Annotated in this window: 15 protein-coding genes; 5 read left to right on the top strand and 10 right to left on the bottom strand. The window is 39.8% G+C overall.

The window, feature by feature from the left end; translation table 11 throughout:
* Positions 1-41: 41 nt before the first annotated feature.
* Genes NE848_RS12750 through NE848_RS12740 form a run of 3 tightly spaced genes read right to left on the bottom strand, consistent with a single transcriptional unit; the run spans position 42 to position 3360 of the window.
* On the bottom strand, positions 42-1244 hold the full coding sequence (locus tag NE848_RS12750) for a sensor histidine kinase (protein WP_252114172.1): 1203 nt from the start codon (positions 1242-1244) through the stop codon (positions 42-44).
* 59 nt (positions 1245-1303) lie between these two features.
* Positions 1304-2524 carry a sensor histidine kinase gene (locus NE848_RS12745; RefSeq protein WP_252114170.1) on the bottom strand — a complete coding sequence of 407 codons (1221 nt, stop codon included), beginning with the start codon at positions 2522-2524 and terminating at the stop codon, positions 1304-1306.
* Between the two features lie 59 nt (positions 2525-2583).
* The gene (locus NE848_RS12740) at positions 2584-3360 is read right to left on the bottom strand and encodes a TIGR02757 family protein (protein WP_252114168.1); all 777 of its coding nucleotides are present in this window, start codon (positions 3358-3360) and stop codon (positions 2584-2586) included.
* A gap of 158 nt (positions 3361-3518) precedes the next feature.
* Between NE848_RS12740 and NE848_RS12735 the strand changes: the two genes are divergently transcribed.
* On the top strand, positions 3519-4214 hold the full coding sequence (locus tag NE848_RS12735) for a protein-L-isoaspartate(D-aspartate) O-methyltransferase (RefSeq protein ID WP_252114166.1): 696 nt from the start codon (positions 3519-3521) through the stop codon (positions 4212-4214).
* Positions 4214-6580 (top strand): spermidine synthase family protein, encoded by a 2367-nt coding sequence (locus tag NE848_RS12730; RefSeq protein WP_252114164.1) that lies wholly within the window; start codon positions 4214-4216, stop codon positions 6578-6580. Before NE848_RS12735 ends, NE848_RS12730 begins: the two co-directional genes overlap by 1 nt.
* Position 6581: 1 nt before the next feature.
* Here NE848_RS12730 and NE848_RS12725 read toward each other — a convergent pair whose 3' ends face one another.
* Entirely contained in the window at positions 6582-7247 is a 666-nt protein-coding gene (locus NE848_RS12725; RefSeq protein WP_252114162.1) for an ABC transporter ATP-binding protein, read from the bottom strand.
* Between the two features lie 53 nt (positions 7248-7300).
* Positions 7301-9733 carry a DUF5916 domain-containing protein gene (locus tag NE848_RS12720; RefSeq protein ID WP_252114160.1) on the bottom strand — a complete coding sequence of 811 codons (2433 nt, stop codon included), beginning with the start codon at positions 9731-9733 and terminating at the stop codon, positions 7301-7303.
* A 143-nt stretch (positions 9734-9876) separates the two neighbouring features.
* Between NE848_RS12720 and msrA the strand changes: the two genes are divergently transcribed.
* From msrA to NE848_RS12705, 3 genes are read left to right on the top strand one after another with little or no spacing between them, the layout of a single operon-like run.
* Positions 9877-10428, top strand: coding sequence for a peptide-methionine (S)-S-oxide reductase MsrA (gene msrA / locus NE848_RS12715; RefSeq protein ID WP_252114158.1), 552 nt, complete (start codon positions 9877-9879; stop codon positions 10426-10428).
* A gap of 1 nt (position 10429) precedes the next feature.
* Positions 10430-11026 carry a GTP cyclohydrolase I FolE gene (gene folE / locus NE848_RS12710; RefSeq protein ID WP_252114156.1) on the top strand — a complete coding sequence of 199 codons (597 nt, stop codon included), beginning with the start codon at positions 10430-10432 and terminating at the stop codon, positions 11024-11026.
* Between the two features lie 44 nt (positions 11027-11070).
* Positions 11071-11373 carry a hypothetical protein gene (locus NE848_RS12705; protein WP_252114154.1) on the top strand — a complete coding sequence of 101 codons (303 nt, stop codon included), beginning with the start codon at positions 11071-11073 and terminating at the stop codon, positions 11371-11373.
* A gap of 53 nt (positions 11374-11426) precedes the next feature.
* Here NE848_RS12705 and NE848_RS12700 read toward each other — a convergent pair whose 3' ends face one another.
* From NE848_RS12700 to NE848_RS12680, 5 genes are read right to left on the bottom strand one after another with little or no spacing between them, the layout of a single operon-like run.
* Positions 11427-13703, bottom strand: a complete 2277-nt coding sequence (locus NE848_RS12700) for a TonB-dependent receptor (protein ID WP_252114152.1) — start codon at positions 13701-13703, stop codon at positions 11427-11429.
* A 50-nt stretch (positions 13704-13753) separates the two neighbouring features.
* Positions 13754-14071 (bottom strand): hypothetical protein, encoded by a 318-nt coding sequence (locus tag NE848_RS12695; protein WP_252114150.1) that lies wholly within the window; start codon positions 14069-14071, stop codon positions 13754-13756.
* A 1-nt stretch (position 14072) separates the two neighbouring features.
* On the bottom strand, positions 14073-14378 hold the full coding sequence (locus NE848_RS12690; protein ID WP_252114148.1) for a DUF6787 family protein: 306 nt from the start codon (positions 14376-14378) through the stop codon (positions 14073-14075).
* Between the two features lie 29 nt (positions 14379-14407).
* Positions 14408-14836: a DUF6146 family protein gene (locus NE848_RS12685; RefSeq protein WP_252114146.1), complete on the bottom strand. Its 429-nt coding sequence runs from the start codon at positions 14834-14836 to the stop codon at positions 14408-14410.
* Between the two features lie 48 nt (positions 14837-14884).
* Positions 14885-15481 carry a hypothetical protein gene (locus NE848_RS12680; protein WP_252114144.1) on the bottom strand — a complete coding sequence of 199 codons (597 nt, stop codon included), beginning with the start codon at positions 15479-15481 and terminating at the stop codon, positions 14885-14887.
* Positions 15482-15553 lie beyond the last annotated feature (72 nt).

Here is a 15553-nt window from a genome sequence, read left to right as displayed (position 1 = left end):
AAAAGGTTTCTCAAATATAGAAAATGATATGCGATTGAAGGCTATATCCTTTTTATTCGGAATTTAAAGTTACTGCCTTCACCGGGTTCCGATTCTACAGAGATGGAGCCTCCCATAGATTCTATGAGTTTCTTTACGGTTGCAAGACCTATCCCGCTACCTGTATTTCCTTCTCTGTCTGTGTTATCAAGGGTGGTGAACAGATCAAAAATATCCTTGACCTTTTCCCTGGGAATTCCCTGCCCGTTATCTTCTACTTCAAAAAAATAATACTCTTCATTCCTTGAAAAGCGTACGTCTACCTTCCTTTCTTCCTTATTATTATATTTAAGAGCATTGCTAATAAGGTTTAGAAAAACCTGGGTAAGAGCGGCTTTGTTGACATTATGAAGCATCACATCATCGGGATAGGTGATATTGATATCATCAGAGACCTGGTATAGGTCCACAATACCCTTCAAGAGCTTATGTAGATCTACATTTACGTAATCCTTCTCCATTACATGATCACTGCGATAAAAGCTTAGAATTCCATCTACATAATTTCTGAGGGAATATGATGACTCAACAAGGAATTCCAGATATTGCTCGGTTTCTTCATCAAATTTTCCCTTGTTCTCATCTTTAAGCAATTCACTCAGGGAAATGATATTTGCCAGTGGAGATTTAATATCATGAGAAACAAGGCTGGCAAAACGTTCAAGTTCCTTGTACTTCTGCTTCAGTTTCTTTTGTACCTCGTAAAGCTTATTTTTTTGTTTTCTGAACTCAAAAAGGTTCATCGTTTGGCTTGCAAGTGCTTTAAGGGCTTCTATCTGGCGTTGTGTAAGTTTTCTTTCTTTGGTATCAAAAACACAGAATACTCCAATTGCATGCCCCTGAGGGTTGTACAGCGGAATCCCGGCATAAAATTGAAAATCCTGGCTAAAGAGTTCTTTTGATCCTGTAAATATGTTTGGATGGGTCGATTTGTTGAAGAAAACAATTGGTTCATCCTGATGTATCACACGGTCACAAAAGGATTCGGAACGAGGGATATCCGTTGCATCGGCTCCGTAAATCGATTTGGTCCAGATACGTTTTTTATCGATAATACTAATATGGGCGACGGGAACTTCGCATACCGTAGCTGCCAGAAATGTAAGGTTATCGTAATCCTTATCCGGTCCAGAATTTAAGATGTTATACTCCTTCAAGGCAGCTAACCTTAGCTTCTCATTGAATGGAACTAATTTATGTTGCATCTCCCCAAATAGTTGATTACAAGATATCTAAAATTCAGCAGAATTATTATAAAAAAATCCTAATCTACCAGCTTTGTTCGCATTATACTGAACTCAAAATGAGTTCCTTCATCTTCTTCTGATGTTAGTCGGATATTTCCTCCAAGGCTACCAACAAGCTTTTTTACCGTTGAAAGACCTATTCCATGTCCTTTTTTACCCTCTCTGTCCCTATCGGCTACGGTTGTAAAAAGTTCGAATATATAGTTCTGTTTTTCTTTTGGGATTCCTATTCCGTTATCGCTTATACTAAAATTATAGAACTCCCTGTTCTCAGTACAATCTATTTCAATTATGATCTTTTCACTGCTGTTATATTTAATGCTGTTGCTAATAAGGTTCATGAAGATCTGGCCTAAAGCAGCGCTGTTTCCATGGATTAAAAGGTTATTATCCGGCAGGTTTATTTCGCAGTTCTGGTCTATCTGTAGCAAATCTATAATATCTTCCAGTAAGTCGTTCAAAAAGAACTCATGGCTGGTATCATCTTCAAGATTGCTGCTGGAGTAATGATCCAGAAGCCCGTTTATATATTCGCTTAGAGTTAAGCCCGAATGCTTCAGATAATTGAGATAATTTATCCCTTCACTATCCATTTTCTTAGAATATTTAGCTTTTAGGATATCGGCAGTGATGATCATATTGGCTAAAGGCATTTTAAGGTCATGCGATACCGTACTGGCAAACTCACGTAAAATACGATTGGTTTCATCCAGATCGTTCTTCATCTTTTCCAGTGCCTGATTCTTCCTTCTGTACTCAAAAAGTAATTCAACCTGTTTAGCAAGAGTTCTAAGGGCCGACTTTTGATTTTCAGTCAAACGGTGCTCTTTGGAATCCAGAACACAAAGTGTTCCTAGAGGCAATCCTTCAGCATCAAGAATAGGAACCCCGGCATAAAACCTTATCCCATTTTCCCCCGCCGTCACCAACGGATTATCTTTAAAACGTATATCCTCAAGGGTATTAGGAACTTCAAATAATTCTTCTGGTTTGAGGATGGCATGACCACAAAAAGAGATTTTTCGATCAGATTCCGGGATATCGGTTCCCTGTTTAGACTTGAACCAGTTTGTTTCTGAACCTAAAATAGAAATAAGCGCAATAGGAGTCTGGCAGATCTCACTGGCAAGTTTAGTAATGCTGTCGTAGGTTTCCTCTGCGAAAGAATTAATGATATCAAGCTTACGTATGGATTCAAGCCTTTTGTCCTCGTTAGCTGGTAAGGGGGGACTAATCATTGAAAATCATGATTTTGTTAATTGTTAAAGAAAACTAAAAAAAACTAGAATAGCAAAAACTAGAAAAGGCCTTTTTCAAAAACACCAAGCCCGAATAATGCGTAGTCATATTTTACCGGATCTTCTTTATCCATTTTTCTCAGGTTGTTATCCAATTCGCTCAGGGCTTTTGCATCGTTCATCTTACGTTTTAAAAGTCCAAGCTTTCTGGCAACATTTCCCGAATGAACATCAAGAGGACAGGAGAGCAGGGAGGGAGACAAATTCTTCCATATTCCAAAATCAACTCCGGTATTATTTTTTCTTACCATCCACCTTAGAAACATATTAATACGTTTGGCCGCCGAATTCTTTAAAGGATCACTAACATGCTTTTCGGTTCTCTTTTCATGAGGCAACTCAAAAAAAACATTTTTAAAATGATGAATGGCGGGTTGTAGAGTATGGTGCTGAGAATATTTCTCAAATATGTTCTCCAGCCCACCATGATGGATGTATATGTTTTTTAATGACCTCACAAAATACTTCAGATCTGTTGAATTAAAGGTTCTGTGAACGAAACCCTCCAGATCTTCAAGATCTCTTTCTTCGTGGTTAATAATAAAATCATTTGGACTCATATCCATCAACCTAACCAGTTTTTCGGCATTTTTCAGTATACTTTTCCTGTTTCCCCAGGCAATAGTTGCTGTTAAAAACCCCGCGATCTCTATATCTTCTTTTTTCTGAAACAGGTGAGGTATCTGGATAGGATCAGACTCAATGAACTTCGGAGTATTATATTCCTTAACCTTTTCATCCAGGAATTCCTTTAGCGCTGTTCGCGATAATTTCATATATAGACCTTTCTTTCTGGGGTGCAAAGATATAATTTCAGAAGGAAGACCATTTCGGTTTTAGAAGTCTTTCCGTTTTGTATGCACTTAGTCATCCAAGAATCCTGATTCAGCTGTATTTTGCGTATATTTAATTGATAATGAGTAAGATGTGTTAAATGAAAGGTAGTTTTTTCATACTGTTTATTTTACTGTTTTTCTACGTGCCCTATCCCCAACAGGATAAGTATCAACGCAGTCGAAGTCAAATGGTGGAACGGCAGATCGCGGCAAGAGGAATAGAAAATAAGGCTACTCTAAATGCTATGCGAAAAGTTGAACGCCATAGACTTGTGCCAAAAGACCAGGTAAGAAGCGCATATCAGGATCGTCCTCTTCCTATTGGGCATGGACAGACAATTTCTCAGCCATATATTGTGGCTTATATGACCGAGTTAATCGGACCCCGGCCTGGAATGAAAGTCTTGGAAATAGGTACAGGTTCAGGATACCAGGCAGCGGTGCTGGCAGAGATCGTAGATGAGGTTTATACTATTGAGATCATAGAACCGCTGGGTGTGAACGCGAAAAGTAATTTAAAAAAACTCGGTTATAGCAATATAAACACCAAAATAGGTGATGGTTTCTATGGATGGGAAGATCATGCTCCCTTTGATGCCATCGTGGTTACGGCTGCTTCAGAGTACATTCCTCCGCCCTTAATAGAACAATTAAAAGAAGGTGGAAAAATGGTAATTCCGGTGGGTGCGCCCTTTACCACTCAACAACTTATGCTGGTTGAAAAAAAGAAGGATGGGAAATGGAAAACAAAAAATCTGCTTCCCGTGCGTTTTGTTCCTTTTACCCGTAACTGATGGGATCTTTTTCCTTTAAACGACTCCTGGTTTCTATCGGGCTGCTTTCAGCATCCATGATCGCTTACCAGTTAAGCCTCATGCAATATCTTTCAATTATCCAATGGTATCATTTTGCTTATATGGTGATAGCAATTGCACTATTGGGATTTGGAGGGGCTGGTACTTTTCTCGCTTTATTTCGAAAACGTCTTATTGAAAATATAGGCTTTTTGCTTCCTTTGTTCATGGTACTTTCAGGTATTTTCATGTCTTTAAGTATCTGGCTGTCTTCACAGCCTTTCGCTAGCTTCGACACCTATTTGTTGTTTGTGGAGCAAAAGGAGATATGGCGACTGTTGTTGTTTGAGTTACTTTTCTTTGTTCCCTTCTTTTTCTGTGCTTTAGCCATAGGTATGGCATTTATAAAATATACCAGCAGGATCGGGAAATTATACTTTAGTAACCTGGTTGGTTCGGGATTAGGTGGAATACTTGCTATTGTCCTTTTCTGGAACGCTTTACCGATTGAGATACCTTTTATCACCGGAATTCTTGCAATAATTTCTGCAGGTATTGTAATACCCTATGAAAAGCGTATCTGGTGGGGGAGTAGTATATTGATAATGTTAGTAATCTGCTTTTTTTTCACTTTTCAATCTCCTTTATCCCTGAAACTATCTCAATATAAAAGCCTGAGCCGTACTTTAGATTTACCTGATACAGAAATAAAGGCTGGGTCGAATAGTCCTTATGGTTGGGTACAGTATGTTTCTTCTCCGGTACTTCGATATGCCCCGGGACTTAGTCTCTCTTATACGGGAGAAGTCCCTGTAACTGATGCAATATTTAATAATGGAGACTGGGCCGGAGCTGTACTTGCTTCAGAAGAAGACAGTGAGATCCATAATTACACTACTTCAGCCTTGGCTACGGAGATTGCCACTCCTGAAAAAATACTGGTTCTGGATGCGGGCACAGGCATAAGGAGCCTTTATTATAGCAGGAATGGAGGAGTCCACGTAGACCATGTGGAAGCAAATCCTTTAGTTACTCAGTTTTCCTCTGAAAAAATCGATCCGGATAATAGTTTTAAGCATTATCAGCAGGATGCCCGTTCGTTTCTTTCTGAATCGGAAGAGCAATATGATCTGGTTAGTCTTCCCGATATTGGAGCGTTTGGCGGGACAGCTGGTTTGCAGGCGATTCAGGAGGAATACCTCTTTACCATCGATGGCTTTTTATCAATATTTGATCATCTTGAAAATAACGGACTTATTAGTGTGACAGTCTGGATGGATTATCCTTATCGAAATCCTCTCAAGATCACTGCCACACTGGTGGAAACTCTGGTTGATAAGAGTATTTCAGATCCTTCAAAGCATCTGGTCGCCGTTCGAAGCTGGAACACCATTACTTATTTACTGAAGAAAGAAGCATTTACCGAAGGAGAAATAAGAAAAGTCAGGGAGTTTTGTGAGCGATTATCGTTCGATCCTCTGCTGCTTCCTGACATTTCGCCGGGTGAGAGAGATAAATATAATGCTCTTCAGGATCAAAGCCTGTTCCGGCTTAACGATCAGCTACTTGCTGATGAAAGGGAAGATTTATATGAAACCTATGACTTCAATATCAAACCGGCCACTGATGAAAAGCCGTATTTCTCTCAATTCCTGAAATGGAAAAGTTTTTCGCATCTACAGGAATTGTTCGGAGGCCAGTCTGCTTCATTTTTTGAACTGGGATATCTCATTGTTGGAGTAACATTCCTGCAATCATTATTACTGGCGTTTATACTGATAATCCTTCCATTATTCTTTTTAAAGAGAAAAATACAAAATATGACCTGGACGCTGCTTTATTTTGCGGGGATAGGGATTGGGTTTATGTTTGTAGAGATCGTGCTTATACAGCGATTCATCCTTTTCCTTGGTCATCCAGTTTATTCAGTGGCGGCCGTTATAAGTGTTATGTTGCTGCTATCCGGAGCAGGAAGCTGGCTTTCCGAAAATTTGCCAAAGGGCCCTATAAGTATGCGGACAATTCTCCTGATAATAACAGGGATACTTGTCTTATATGCATTCGGTCTGCCATGGGTTTTGAAGATGGGGATGGGACTGGCTGGAGGAGTTAAAATGGTCGTTTCCCTGGTTCTTATAGGTCTTCCGGCTTTTTTTATGGGAATGCCTTTTCCTCTGGGATTGCGTTATCTTTCCGAAAAGAATGAACAGGAAGTGCCCTGGGCCTGGGGAATAAACGGCTGCTTATCTGTTGTGAGTACTTCGCTGGCTACTATAATTGCTGTTGAGGCAGGTTTTTCTGTGCTCATCCTCCTGGGAGCATTAGCCTATCTGGTCACCATGCTAAGTTGTTATCTTAAAGTATGATTTAATGATGAATAATCGCACCATCTACCATGGTGAGTTTCCTGTCGGCCATATTAGCCAGTTCCTCATTATGAGTAACGATCACAAAGGTTTGCTGAAATTCATCACGAAGTCTGAAGAAAAGCTGATGAAGGTTTTCTGCCGATTCGCTGTCAAGATTTCCTGAGGGCTCATCAGCGAAAATAACGGCAGGATTGTTAATAAGGCTTCTTGCCACTGCAATTCTTTGCTGTTCACCCCCACTTAGTTCTCCCGGTTTGTGGGAGGCTCTATTTTCCAGCCCTAAAAAACTCAACAGTTCCATGGCTCTTTTTTCTGCTTTCTTTTTAGGAGTATTCTGAATAAATGCCGGGATACAGATATTTTCCAAAGCTGTAAATTCTGGTAATAACTGGTGAAACTGAAAAATAAACCCAATATGTTTGTTTCGGAAGCGCGAGAGTTCCCGGGATGAAAGCCCATAGATGTCGGTGCCGTTTATTTCTAATTGTGAGTTTTCCTTTTTTGAAGGTCGGTCCAGAGTTCCGAGTATTTGCAGCAGAGTGGTCTTTCCTGCACCCGAGGCTCCAACAATCGAAACAATTTCACTTTTCTTTATATGAAGATCAACCGCTTTTAAAACATGAAGATCTCCGTAGTATTTATGAATATTTTGGGCAATGATCATTTATCACAAAATAAGAGCTCCGAAAATAGCCAAATTAGGGAGATTCCCCAAGCTTAACTTCGGAATAAGTTCTTGACCCTGTTATAATCTATATAATAAACCACCCTGAGACTTAAATTATGTCTGGCCGGTTGTGCGAACAGGTTATCCAGGCTTTCTTCAAAACCAAGCTGGCTAAGCTTATCCTGGTTAAAAATCGCATTTCGGTACAGTAGTACTGCTTCGCTTCCCGGCGCGAACTGCCACCTGTAGCTAAGATCCAGGTTCCATATATTAAAATTAGCGTCGGGATTATTTTGTTCTTTACTATATTCAATTGGGTCGAGAGATCCTTCTTCGGCAAGCCTGGAGAATTCCCCTTCAGCAAAAATAGCGGTAGACCAGAAATGTCTGAAGCTGAGATTTAGTCCCTGTCTTGTGTTGAAATTATAACTTCCGCTGATAGAATTCTCAATACTTTTTTGATCCCTGGTCCCAAAAATGATCATATTCCGGGACTGGTCTACATAACTTGGGCGGTCATTTTCATATTCGTATTCAAAATCATAAACCATGCTGAATTTATCATTGAATCTGAAGCGTGGCTCGATATCCAAATTAAAGCTGTTTTGGGCGGATTTATAATAATCTTCGTAATACACCCTAACATCATAAGCGAACCTTTTACGGTAATCTGAAGAAACAAAGAATCGGCCTCCGCCGAAGGGTTTATAGAGTACATAAGTGTTTTCGGCTCGGGGTTCAAAGAAATCCCTGAACTCAGAATTTATCTCCAGGGCTCCTCCAAATGCAAAGCGTTTACGAGTCATAGCAAAGAAACTGCCGCCCATCCCTGTATTCACTGAGATATCTGGTCTGTATCTTCTAAGGTGCTGACCGTAAATCCTAATCTGATAATTGTTATATGCTCCTTTGGGTTCAAAGATTCGATACGAGCCACCCCAGGAAAAATTATTGTAATTGTTAATGAAACTAATTCCCATATCGTTAATGTCATAAGTCTCATTCGCAAATTCGTGGCCCACTTCGTATCTAAAATTTCCTTTTGTTCTTTCTACTGAAAACATAGATGCAAAGCCGGTCTTGTTCTGGCCGGGCAGATTAACGTTACTCATTTTAGCCTGGCCTTTAAAATTGAACGAATTCTGTTTATTGAAAATATCAAACAGAAAGGCGGTAACATTCCCATCTCTGAAGCTGCCATTTCTGGTTACATTCGTATTAACCAGAGAAATGGAAGAATTTTTATTGAACCGTTGATCCAGAACAAGAATATTATAATTCGCTACAGGTTCTGTAATTCGCCTACGAGTGTTCCCAGTAACAGTATCTCTGAAGATGGCCTCTTCCTTATCGGTGATCGCGTTAAAAAACCCAACGCCAAGACCTCTATCCGTTCTTCCTGAAATTTTCAGCGCATTAATAAGGTCGGTCTTCTCCGGATTGTCAATTATCTTCTCGTTTTCCAGGAGTTCCCTTTGTGCCTCATTGTAGCCTATAGGTGTACTACCCACACGCCTGGAGTAGAAAAGATCTCCTTTATTGAAAAGTTCGGTTCCTTCTGTAAAAAAAGCACGGTTCTCCCCAAAAACCTGTTCAAAAGGCCCCAGGTTTAGTTCCACTTCATCATAGGCCGTCTGTCCAAAATCGGGAACAAGGGTCATGTCTAGTGTAAAGGAATCATTGATCCCATACTTCAGGTCCATTCCCGCATTAAAATTAAAATCGTCATTTCCATTATACCTTTCAGATGCCATTGAAATATATGGATACAGGCTAAGCCGAACCGGGGGGTCTATATCCCTAATTCCCTTTAAAAGTCCGGTATACTGGCTGATCTGTCCTACAGATTTATCAATGTAATTCCATACATAACCTTCATTAAGATGTTTAATTTCCCGGTAAAACTGAATTCCCCAGGTCTGAATATCCTTTTCAGGAAATCTTAAAGCAGAGTAGGGGATCTTCATTTCTACATACCATCCATTTTCGTCCTGTGATACTGCCGATTCCCATACCACGTTATAGCTATAGTCTTCATTATCCCCGGTCATCCGCGCATCGGCTTGAGTGCCTGCGGCCGTAACGATAAATCGGGTCTGGTTTTCCCCGTCATCGTAGGTATTTATATCCATGAGGAAGAATTCGGCCTGGTCCAGATTATCTCTCTGGGTGAATTGGGTAATTACCCTTTCAGGGTTTTCTTCTTTTAGAATAGCCGCCACATAGAGAGCTTCATTATCGTATAGTAGTTTAACATTTGTCTCATGGGAAAGGGGGATGGGGTCACCATCTCCCGGTTCTACCATAACAAAATCGCCGGCAGTTTCGGCTTGGTTCCATAAAGATTCATTCAGAATTCCATCTATTCTGGGCGGATTTTCAATTTTATGTGTGGTATAGACTTTTCTTTTTTCCTGATTTTGTGAGAACGAAAGAAGGCTGAAAATGAAAAATAAATAAAAAAAGCAGTAATTTTTGGGCATTGATTGATGAATTAATTGAAATCCGCTCAAATGTATTATTGTTCATCAATATGGGCAAAAGAATTCCATAAAATCGCGTTAAACATTCTTTGTTTTGTTTATTTAAAAACTAAATTTGATAAACAAAATTTTGAAGATTGTTTATGAAAGAGAAAAATCTGAAGAAAGCTACTTTGGCAGGAGGATGCTTTTGGTGTACGGAAGCAGTTTTTCAGAGACTGGAGGGCGTTGAAAATGTGAGATCTGGCTTCACCGGTGGAACGATTAAGAATCCGCCCTATCGTGAGGTGATAAGCGGAAGAACTGGTCATGCCGAAGCTATTCAGATATTATTTGATCCTGAGAAAATAAATTATCGAGAGATCCTTTTAATATTCTTTGCTACTCACGACCCTACAACTCTGAACCGCCAGCAAAATGATGTTGGGACCCAATACAGGAGCGCGATATTCTACCATGACGAAGAACAAAAAGAGGTAGCTGAAAAAGTGATAGATCTGCTTGAGAGGGAAAGGGCATTTGAAGATCGAATAGTAACCGAAGTGACTGAAGCATCAGCTTTTTACGAAGCAGAGCAGGAGCACCAGGATTTTTACAACAGGCATCGTGAGCAACCTTATTGTCAGTATATTATTGATCCTAAGATCACGAAATTAAACAAGTTATTTTCAGATAAACTAAAACAAACAGGCTAGAATGGCATATAAATATTTTGAAGAGTACAATCACAAGGTCACTGAAAACCTAAAGAATAATTTCCGTGAGATAATTCAGGGTGTAGGTGAAGATCCCGAAAGGGAAGGAGTTTTGAAAACTCCCGAAAGGGCGGCAAAAGCGATACAATTCCTAACCCAGGGCTATTCTATGGATGCCGAAAAGATCCTGAAAAAGGCCATCTTTAAGGAAAGTTATGATGAGATGGTGGTGGTAAAGGATATTGAGCTTTATTCCCTATGCGAGCACCATATGTTGCCTTTCTTTGGCAAAGCACATATCGCCTATATTCCTAATGGAAGGATTATCGGCCTCAGCAAGTTACCCAGGGTGGTGGATATTTTTGCAAGGCGTTTGCAGGTACAGGAAAGACTAACACATGATATACTGGAATGCCTGAACAAGACCCTGAAACCTCAGGGAGTCGCAGTAGTGATAGAGGCCGTACATATGTGTATGATGATGCGCGGGGTGCAGAAGCAGAACAGTGCTACCACAACCTCCGGTTTCAGAGGGCAGTTCAAGGAAATTGAGACTCGGGAAGAATTTCTGAAACTCATTAGTTCGGACCTGAGATAGAAGTTTGGCATCTTATTTGATTTTACAGGAGTAAAAATCAAAGGATGAAATTATTCAGAAATAAAACTTTTGTAAAAGGACTTGCTTATGATCTGGTGGGAATGGCCAGCGTGGCAATTCCTGTTATCGGTCCCTTTCTGGATCTTCTATGGGCGCCTTATGCGGCAAAGAAGATGAGTGAAATGTATCCGGGTAGAAAAGGAAAGCTGGCATCTGTGCTTGTATTCATTGAAGAGATCCTTCCGGGAACCGATATTATTCCAACTTTTACACTAATGTACCTTTATACCTACGTTTGGAAGAAAGAACCTTTAAAACCTCAGGTTATTGAAGTTGAAAGTTATTAGTGTTTGCTTAATTAGTTAAAGGGAAGGCTGCCAATTTTGGCAGCCTTTATTTTTTATAAGGTCCAGGATGCCGAGATCATGATATTTCTCCCGATGTTATAAATATTGTCTGGCTTAAGACGTGACATATGGGAAATATAAGTTTTATTTAGCAGGTTATTTCCATTGATTCCAAGTTTAAGACTGGAACCTCCCAGATCCAGAACAGTTCCAAGTCCTGCACCCAGTAATCCATATCCTCCGGTTCTTGTCTCGAACATTCCGGGGTTGTTTTGATCAAATACATTCTTTAATCTGATAAAGGCATATTTTTCTTTTAAGAACTTTCCGTTATCAAATTCTACCCTGAAAGTGTTGGTAAGAGAATTGGCGGGGATTAGCGGGAGATAAGCTCCATCCTTCAATTTTCCGGTTACCGTTTCAAAACTGCTCTCCAGGTGAAGCCAGTCCAACGGATGCGGGTGAATATGGAGACCTATTTCTCCTCCATAAAGGCTGGCATCCGCCTGTGTATATTCAAATACCGGGCTGGATTCTATAGTCTCACCGGTAGGAGTTATAAAAATATAATCGGTTACGGAATTATTGAAGGCATTTACGAAAGCCTCAAAATGGCGGGCTCTCCACTCCAGTGCAAGGTCCACCTGGAAATTCTGTTCATTGTCCAGTTGAGCATTTCCTTTTTCATAGCGGTTTGCACCGTGGTGTACTCCTTCTGAGGTAAGCTCGGAAAGATTGGGTGCGCGAAATCCGCTGGCAAGATTAAGCCTTACAATTAATTTCTGCTCATACTGGTATTTTGCCCCAAGTGCTCCATTTATACTGTTGAAGTTACGATCTATACTCTCTACGATGTCTCCACCTTCGGTCTGATAGGATTCAGAGTTCAGAGAACGATTGTCAAATCTCAAGCCTCCCTGAAAGTCCCAGTTTTCCAGGTGGTAATGAGTAGTGGCAAAAACGCCAAAATCCAGGGTTTCTGCGTCTGGTATAAGCAATTCTTCCCCATAATTTTCATTGGTCTGATACATTCCCTGAATTCCTGCGATGGTTTCAAAATTGCCGATCTTAGGAAGATTGTACTTAAAATTATAATTAAAGGTTTCCAGGTGCATTTCAAGGGCTGGTTCAAGATCTTCTTCATGGGCGTCCTCTGCTTCCACATGTTCCTCTTCCTCATGTTCTTCTTCCTCATGTTCTTCTTCATGGTGTTCTTCAAATTCCTTACGGTCATTGAACTGATATCCGATCTTCAAGTCCAGACTGGAATTGCGGAAATAGAATTTATTATCCAGGCTAAGAACATGGTTGTCTATCTTCTGATAGGGGAGTAGTGGTTCTTTTTCGGTTGACTGAAGACCCGTCTCTTCAGGAATACCTATTTCGCTTCTGTTAAAATTATATCGTAGGTCTCCCTTGTATTTTTTATCCTGAAAACCTATACCTGCTTTAAGATCTCTCTCATTGAAGCGTGTGTTAGTGACCCGCACTTCATCCCCACCTTTATAGTCGCTGTGGGAAGCAAGACTTCCTCTTACCAGAAACTTTAATTTCTCTGCAGAAGTCTTTGCCATCAAGCTGGCCTGGTATCCCAGAGTATTACTGAAATAATCTGATTCAAGTTCGGCACCAAACGAATTTTCTGTGGCATATCTTTCGGGATTAAGGTAAAGAACCCCGCCAATCGCATCGCTACCATAAAGTAAAGATGCCGGTCCTTTAATCACCTCCACACTGCTAATTCCCTTGGAGTTTATACCCAGCCCGTGTTCATCTCCGTATTGCTGGTTCTCAAGTCTTACTCCCTGGGTATAGACAAGCACACGATTGGAACTAAGGCCTCTAATAACGGGTTTCCCTATTCCCACACCTGTAGTGAGATTGTTTACTCCTTCAATTTGGGATATCCCGTCTGAAAGAGTTACCGCACCTTTACGGTTGAGTTCTGAAACACTTTCCCGGTCAACTTTCATAACATTTTCACTTTGTAACTGGTGGAAAGGGGTGGAAACGATGACCTCTTCCATTTCTATGGCAGAAGGCTTGAGACTGATCTGGATCTCCTCAGATGGAATGTTTATTTCCTGAGTATAGCTGGCAAAACCTATAGATGAAATAACCATTTTATACCTTCCCTGCGGAATATTGCCAATGCTGAAGTTTCCTTCAAGGTCTGTCATCGTACCTTTTTCAAGTTGAGGGAAATATATGTTGGCACTGAAAACCGGTTCATTGGTTTCAGCATTTCTTATGGTACCCGATATGTTGTTCTGGCTGAATAAAGCCGGGTTCACCGCAAATAGCAGTGTAATAATCAATAATTTTTTCATTGATGTATTTTAAATGATTTGTAATCGCTTAAGTAAAAAGAATAAGAGTTTTAAGCGGTAAAAGGCGGGCCTCTAAGGTCAAATGCAAGAGGTTCAAAATCATTTAAAAACTGGTAGTATTCAAAGATGCTCCTTTCTTCTGAAACTTCTGAAACAATGGAATACTCGGGAAGATCAATATTAAGGGCAGGCTTTTTATGAAATTTATGAAGATCACAATCAATAGCTTCTTTGTGATAATGATACTCAGAATAATTATCACAAAGCTTATGGCTGTGTTCAAGGAAGATATGAGAGAAACTTACCCCAGTTGGAAGCAGAATCAGTACTGCAGTGAATACAAAAAATATGTTCTTTAATTCTTTCAATTTAATTTCTAAAAATTCTTGCAAATCCTATTCTGCTCAACATTTTCTTTTCGAACGCCCAAAAAAACTGAAATTGCCCAAAGATCCAGCCGAAAGTTACCAGTAATACCTGATATATTGGAAAGATAAGAAAGATTCTGGCAAACCAGTAAAGACTCCAGTGCGTGCTTTCCTGAGTAATACCAAGACTCTCACAAAGCGGACTGGCAAGTTTGGCCGCTGAAGATCCGGTGATTGCAAAAACCAAAAAGATGATGAATAGCTGCCAATTAGAATCTATTCCCCAGCGATTTTTCAACTTTTTCATGTTGCAAATATAGGGATTTGATCAAATAATCAAATTCTCGTGGGAACACTAAATCGCTGATTGTATTGCTGACTGAAGTAGACAAAATAATTGTACAGCAAATAATTCACTTCGTAGCCGTAATCGATATTGGGATCGTAATTAATCTGATTAATATATAGATTAGGATTATAAACCGTAGGTTGCTGCACTCTCTGGTTATATTCCGTCACCAGGAACTGGTTTTTGTTTTCCAGATAATTCTGGGAATAATAGCCTCTTGGTTTGGCATATGAATTAATGAACAGATTGAAGCCTGGTTCTATAATTATAATTTCATATTCAAGGCTGTCATTCGCTATTCGTACCGTGTCATTTTCTTCATTTGCAAGCCTGTCTGAAGGGAATTTTTTTCCTCCGGTGGATCCACAGCTATAAACAAATAGTGCCAGTAGAAATATGTATAATATGTTTTTCATTTTAACAAAATAATTCTAATATAAACTTACACAAATATTGTTCCTCTCTTAGCGCCCGCCTGAATAACCTCCAAGGATGCTTTCATCATTATCATCCTTCTTCCTGCCTAGGGCAATTTCTTCACTGCTATCAATAATATCGGGACTGTCTTCGTTCTTTACTAATGTCCTTATAAAAACCTTATCATATTTTACGTCCTGACCGCTAAGCGTTCGAAGGAGATCAACAGTTTCTGAATCTTTTTCTGTTTCCTTCATTTGGGCAATTACACCTGAAAGAAAAGCAGCAGCAATTTTCAAAATATCCTGAAAGCTTTGTTCATCTATTTTCAGAAGGCTGGCATTTCTCTTTAAAGACTCTAGTTGCTCTTCACTTAAATGCTGTTTAAGGGTCTTATCACCCTCTAGGATAAGATCACCTTTTTCGACGAGCGAGATAAGGTTGGAAGACCCTCCCATCAAAAATTCTTCATTTTTCTGAAAAACCGAGAGTAGGGCCGGAAGTGTAAAAACAAGAGCTCTTTCGATTTTCTGTTTATCCAGTTTTATGAGTTCTCCGGTCCTTTCGACAAGCCTCTCCCCGGTATGGGTTCTGAAAACATCTAAAATATTGGCCATTTTCTCCTTGCGTTTATTCAGGTTCAAGTTAGCAAGTTTATTATTCAATTTCCCTAATGAAATAATAAAAAAGAGACTTTCTAAAAAGTCCTTTAACAG

Source organism: Gramella jeungdoensis, assembly GCF_023805255.1.
GTDB classification, from domain to species: domain Bacteria; phylum Bacteroidota; class Bacteroidia; order Flavobacteriales; family Flavobacteriaceae; genus Christiangramia; species Christiangramia jeungdoensis.
Note: the sequence above shows the minus strand (reverse complement) of the source record. Positions and strands in the feature narration are given on the sequence as shown.

Bases quoted from the DNA above. Each gene is read 5' to 3' on its own strand.
- NE848_RS12750 (WP_252114172.1), bottom strand. From the start codon at position 1,244: ATGCAACATAAATTAGTTCCATTCAATGAGAAGCTAAGGTTAGCTGCC.
- NE848_RS12745 (WP_252114170.1), bottom strand. From the start codon at position 2,524: ATGATTAGTCCCCCCTTACCAGCTAACGAGGACAAAAGGCTTGAATCC.
- NE848_RS12740 (WP_252114168.1), bottom strand. From the start codon at position 3,360: ATGAAATTATCGCGAACAGCGCTAAAGGAATTCCTGGATGAAAAGGTT.
- NE848_RS12735 (WP_252114166.1), top strand. From the start codon at position 3,519: ATGAAAGGTAGTTTTTTCATACTGTTTATTTTACTGTTTTTCTACGTG.
- NE848_RS12730 (WP_252114164.1), top strand. From the start codon at position 4,214: ATGGGATCTTTTTCCTTTAAACGACTCCTGGTTTCTATCGGGCTGCTT.
- NE848_RS12725 (WP_252114162.1), bottom strand. From the start codon at position 7,247: ATGATCATTGCCCAAAATATTCATAAATACTACGGAGATCTTCATGTT.
- NE848_RS12720 (WP_252114160.1), bottom strand. From the start codon at position 9,733: ATGCCCAAAAATTACTGCTTTTTTTATTTATTTTTCATTTTCAGCCTT.
- msrA (WP_252114158.1), top strand. From the start codon at position 9,877: ATGAAAGAGAAAAATCTGAAGAAAGCTACTTTGGCAGGAGGATGCTTT.
- folE (WP_252114156.1), top strand. From the start codon at position 10,430: ATGGCATATAAATATTTTGAAGAGTACAATCACAAGGTCACTGAAAAC.
- NE848_RS12705 (WP_252114154.1), top strand. From the start codon at position 11,071: ATGAAATTATTCAGAAATAAAACTTTTGTAAAAGGACTTGCTTATGAT.
- NE848_RS12700 (WP_252114152.1), bottom strand. From the start codon at position 13,703: ATGAAAAAATTATTGATTATTACACTGCTATTTGCGGTGAACCCGGCT.
- NE848_RS12690 (WP_252114148.1), bottom strand. From the start codon at position 14,378: ATGAAAAAGTTGAAAAATCGCTGGGGAATAGATTCTAATTGGCAGCTA.
- NE848_RS12685 (WP_252114146.1), bottom strand. From the start codon at position 14,836: ATGAAAAACATATTATACATATTTCTACTGGCACTATTTGTTTATAGC.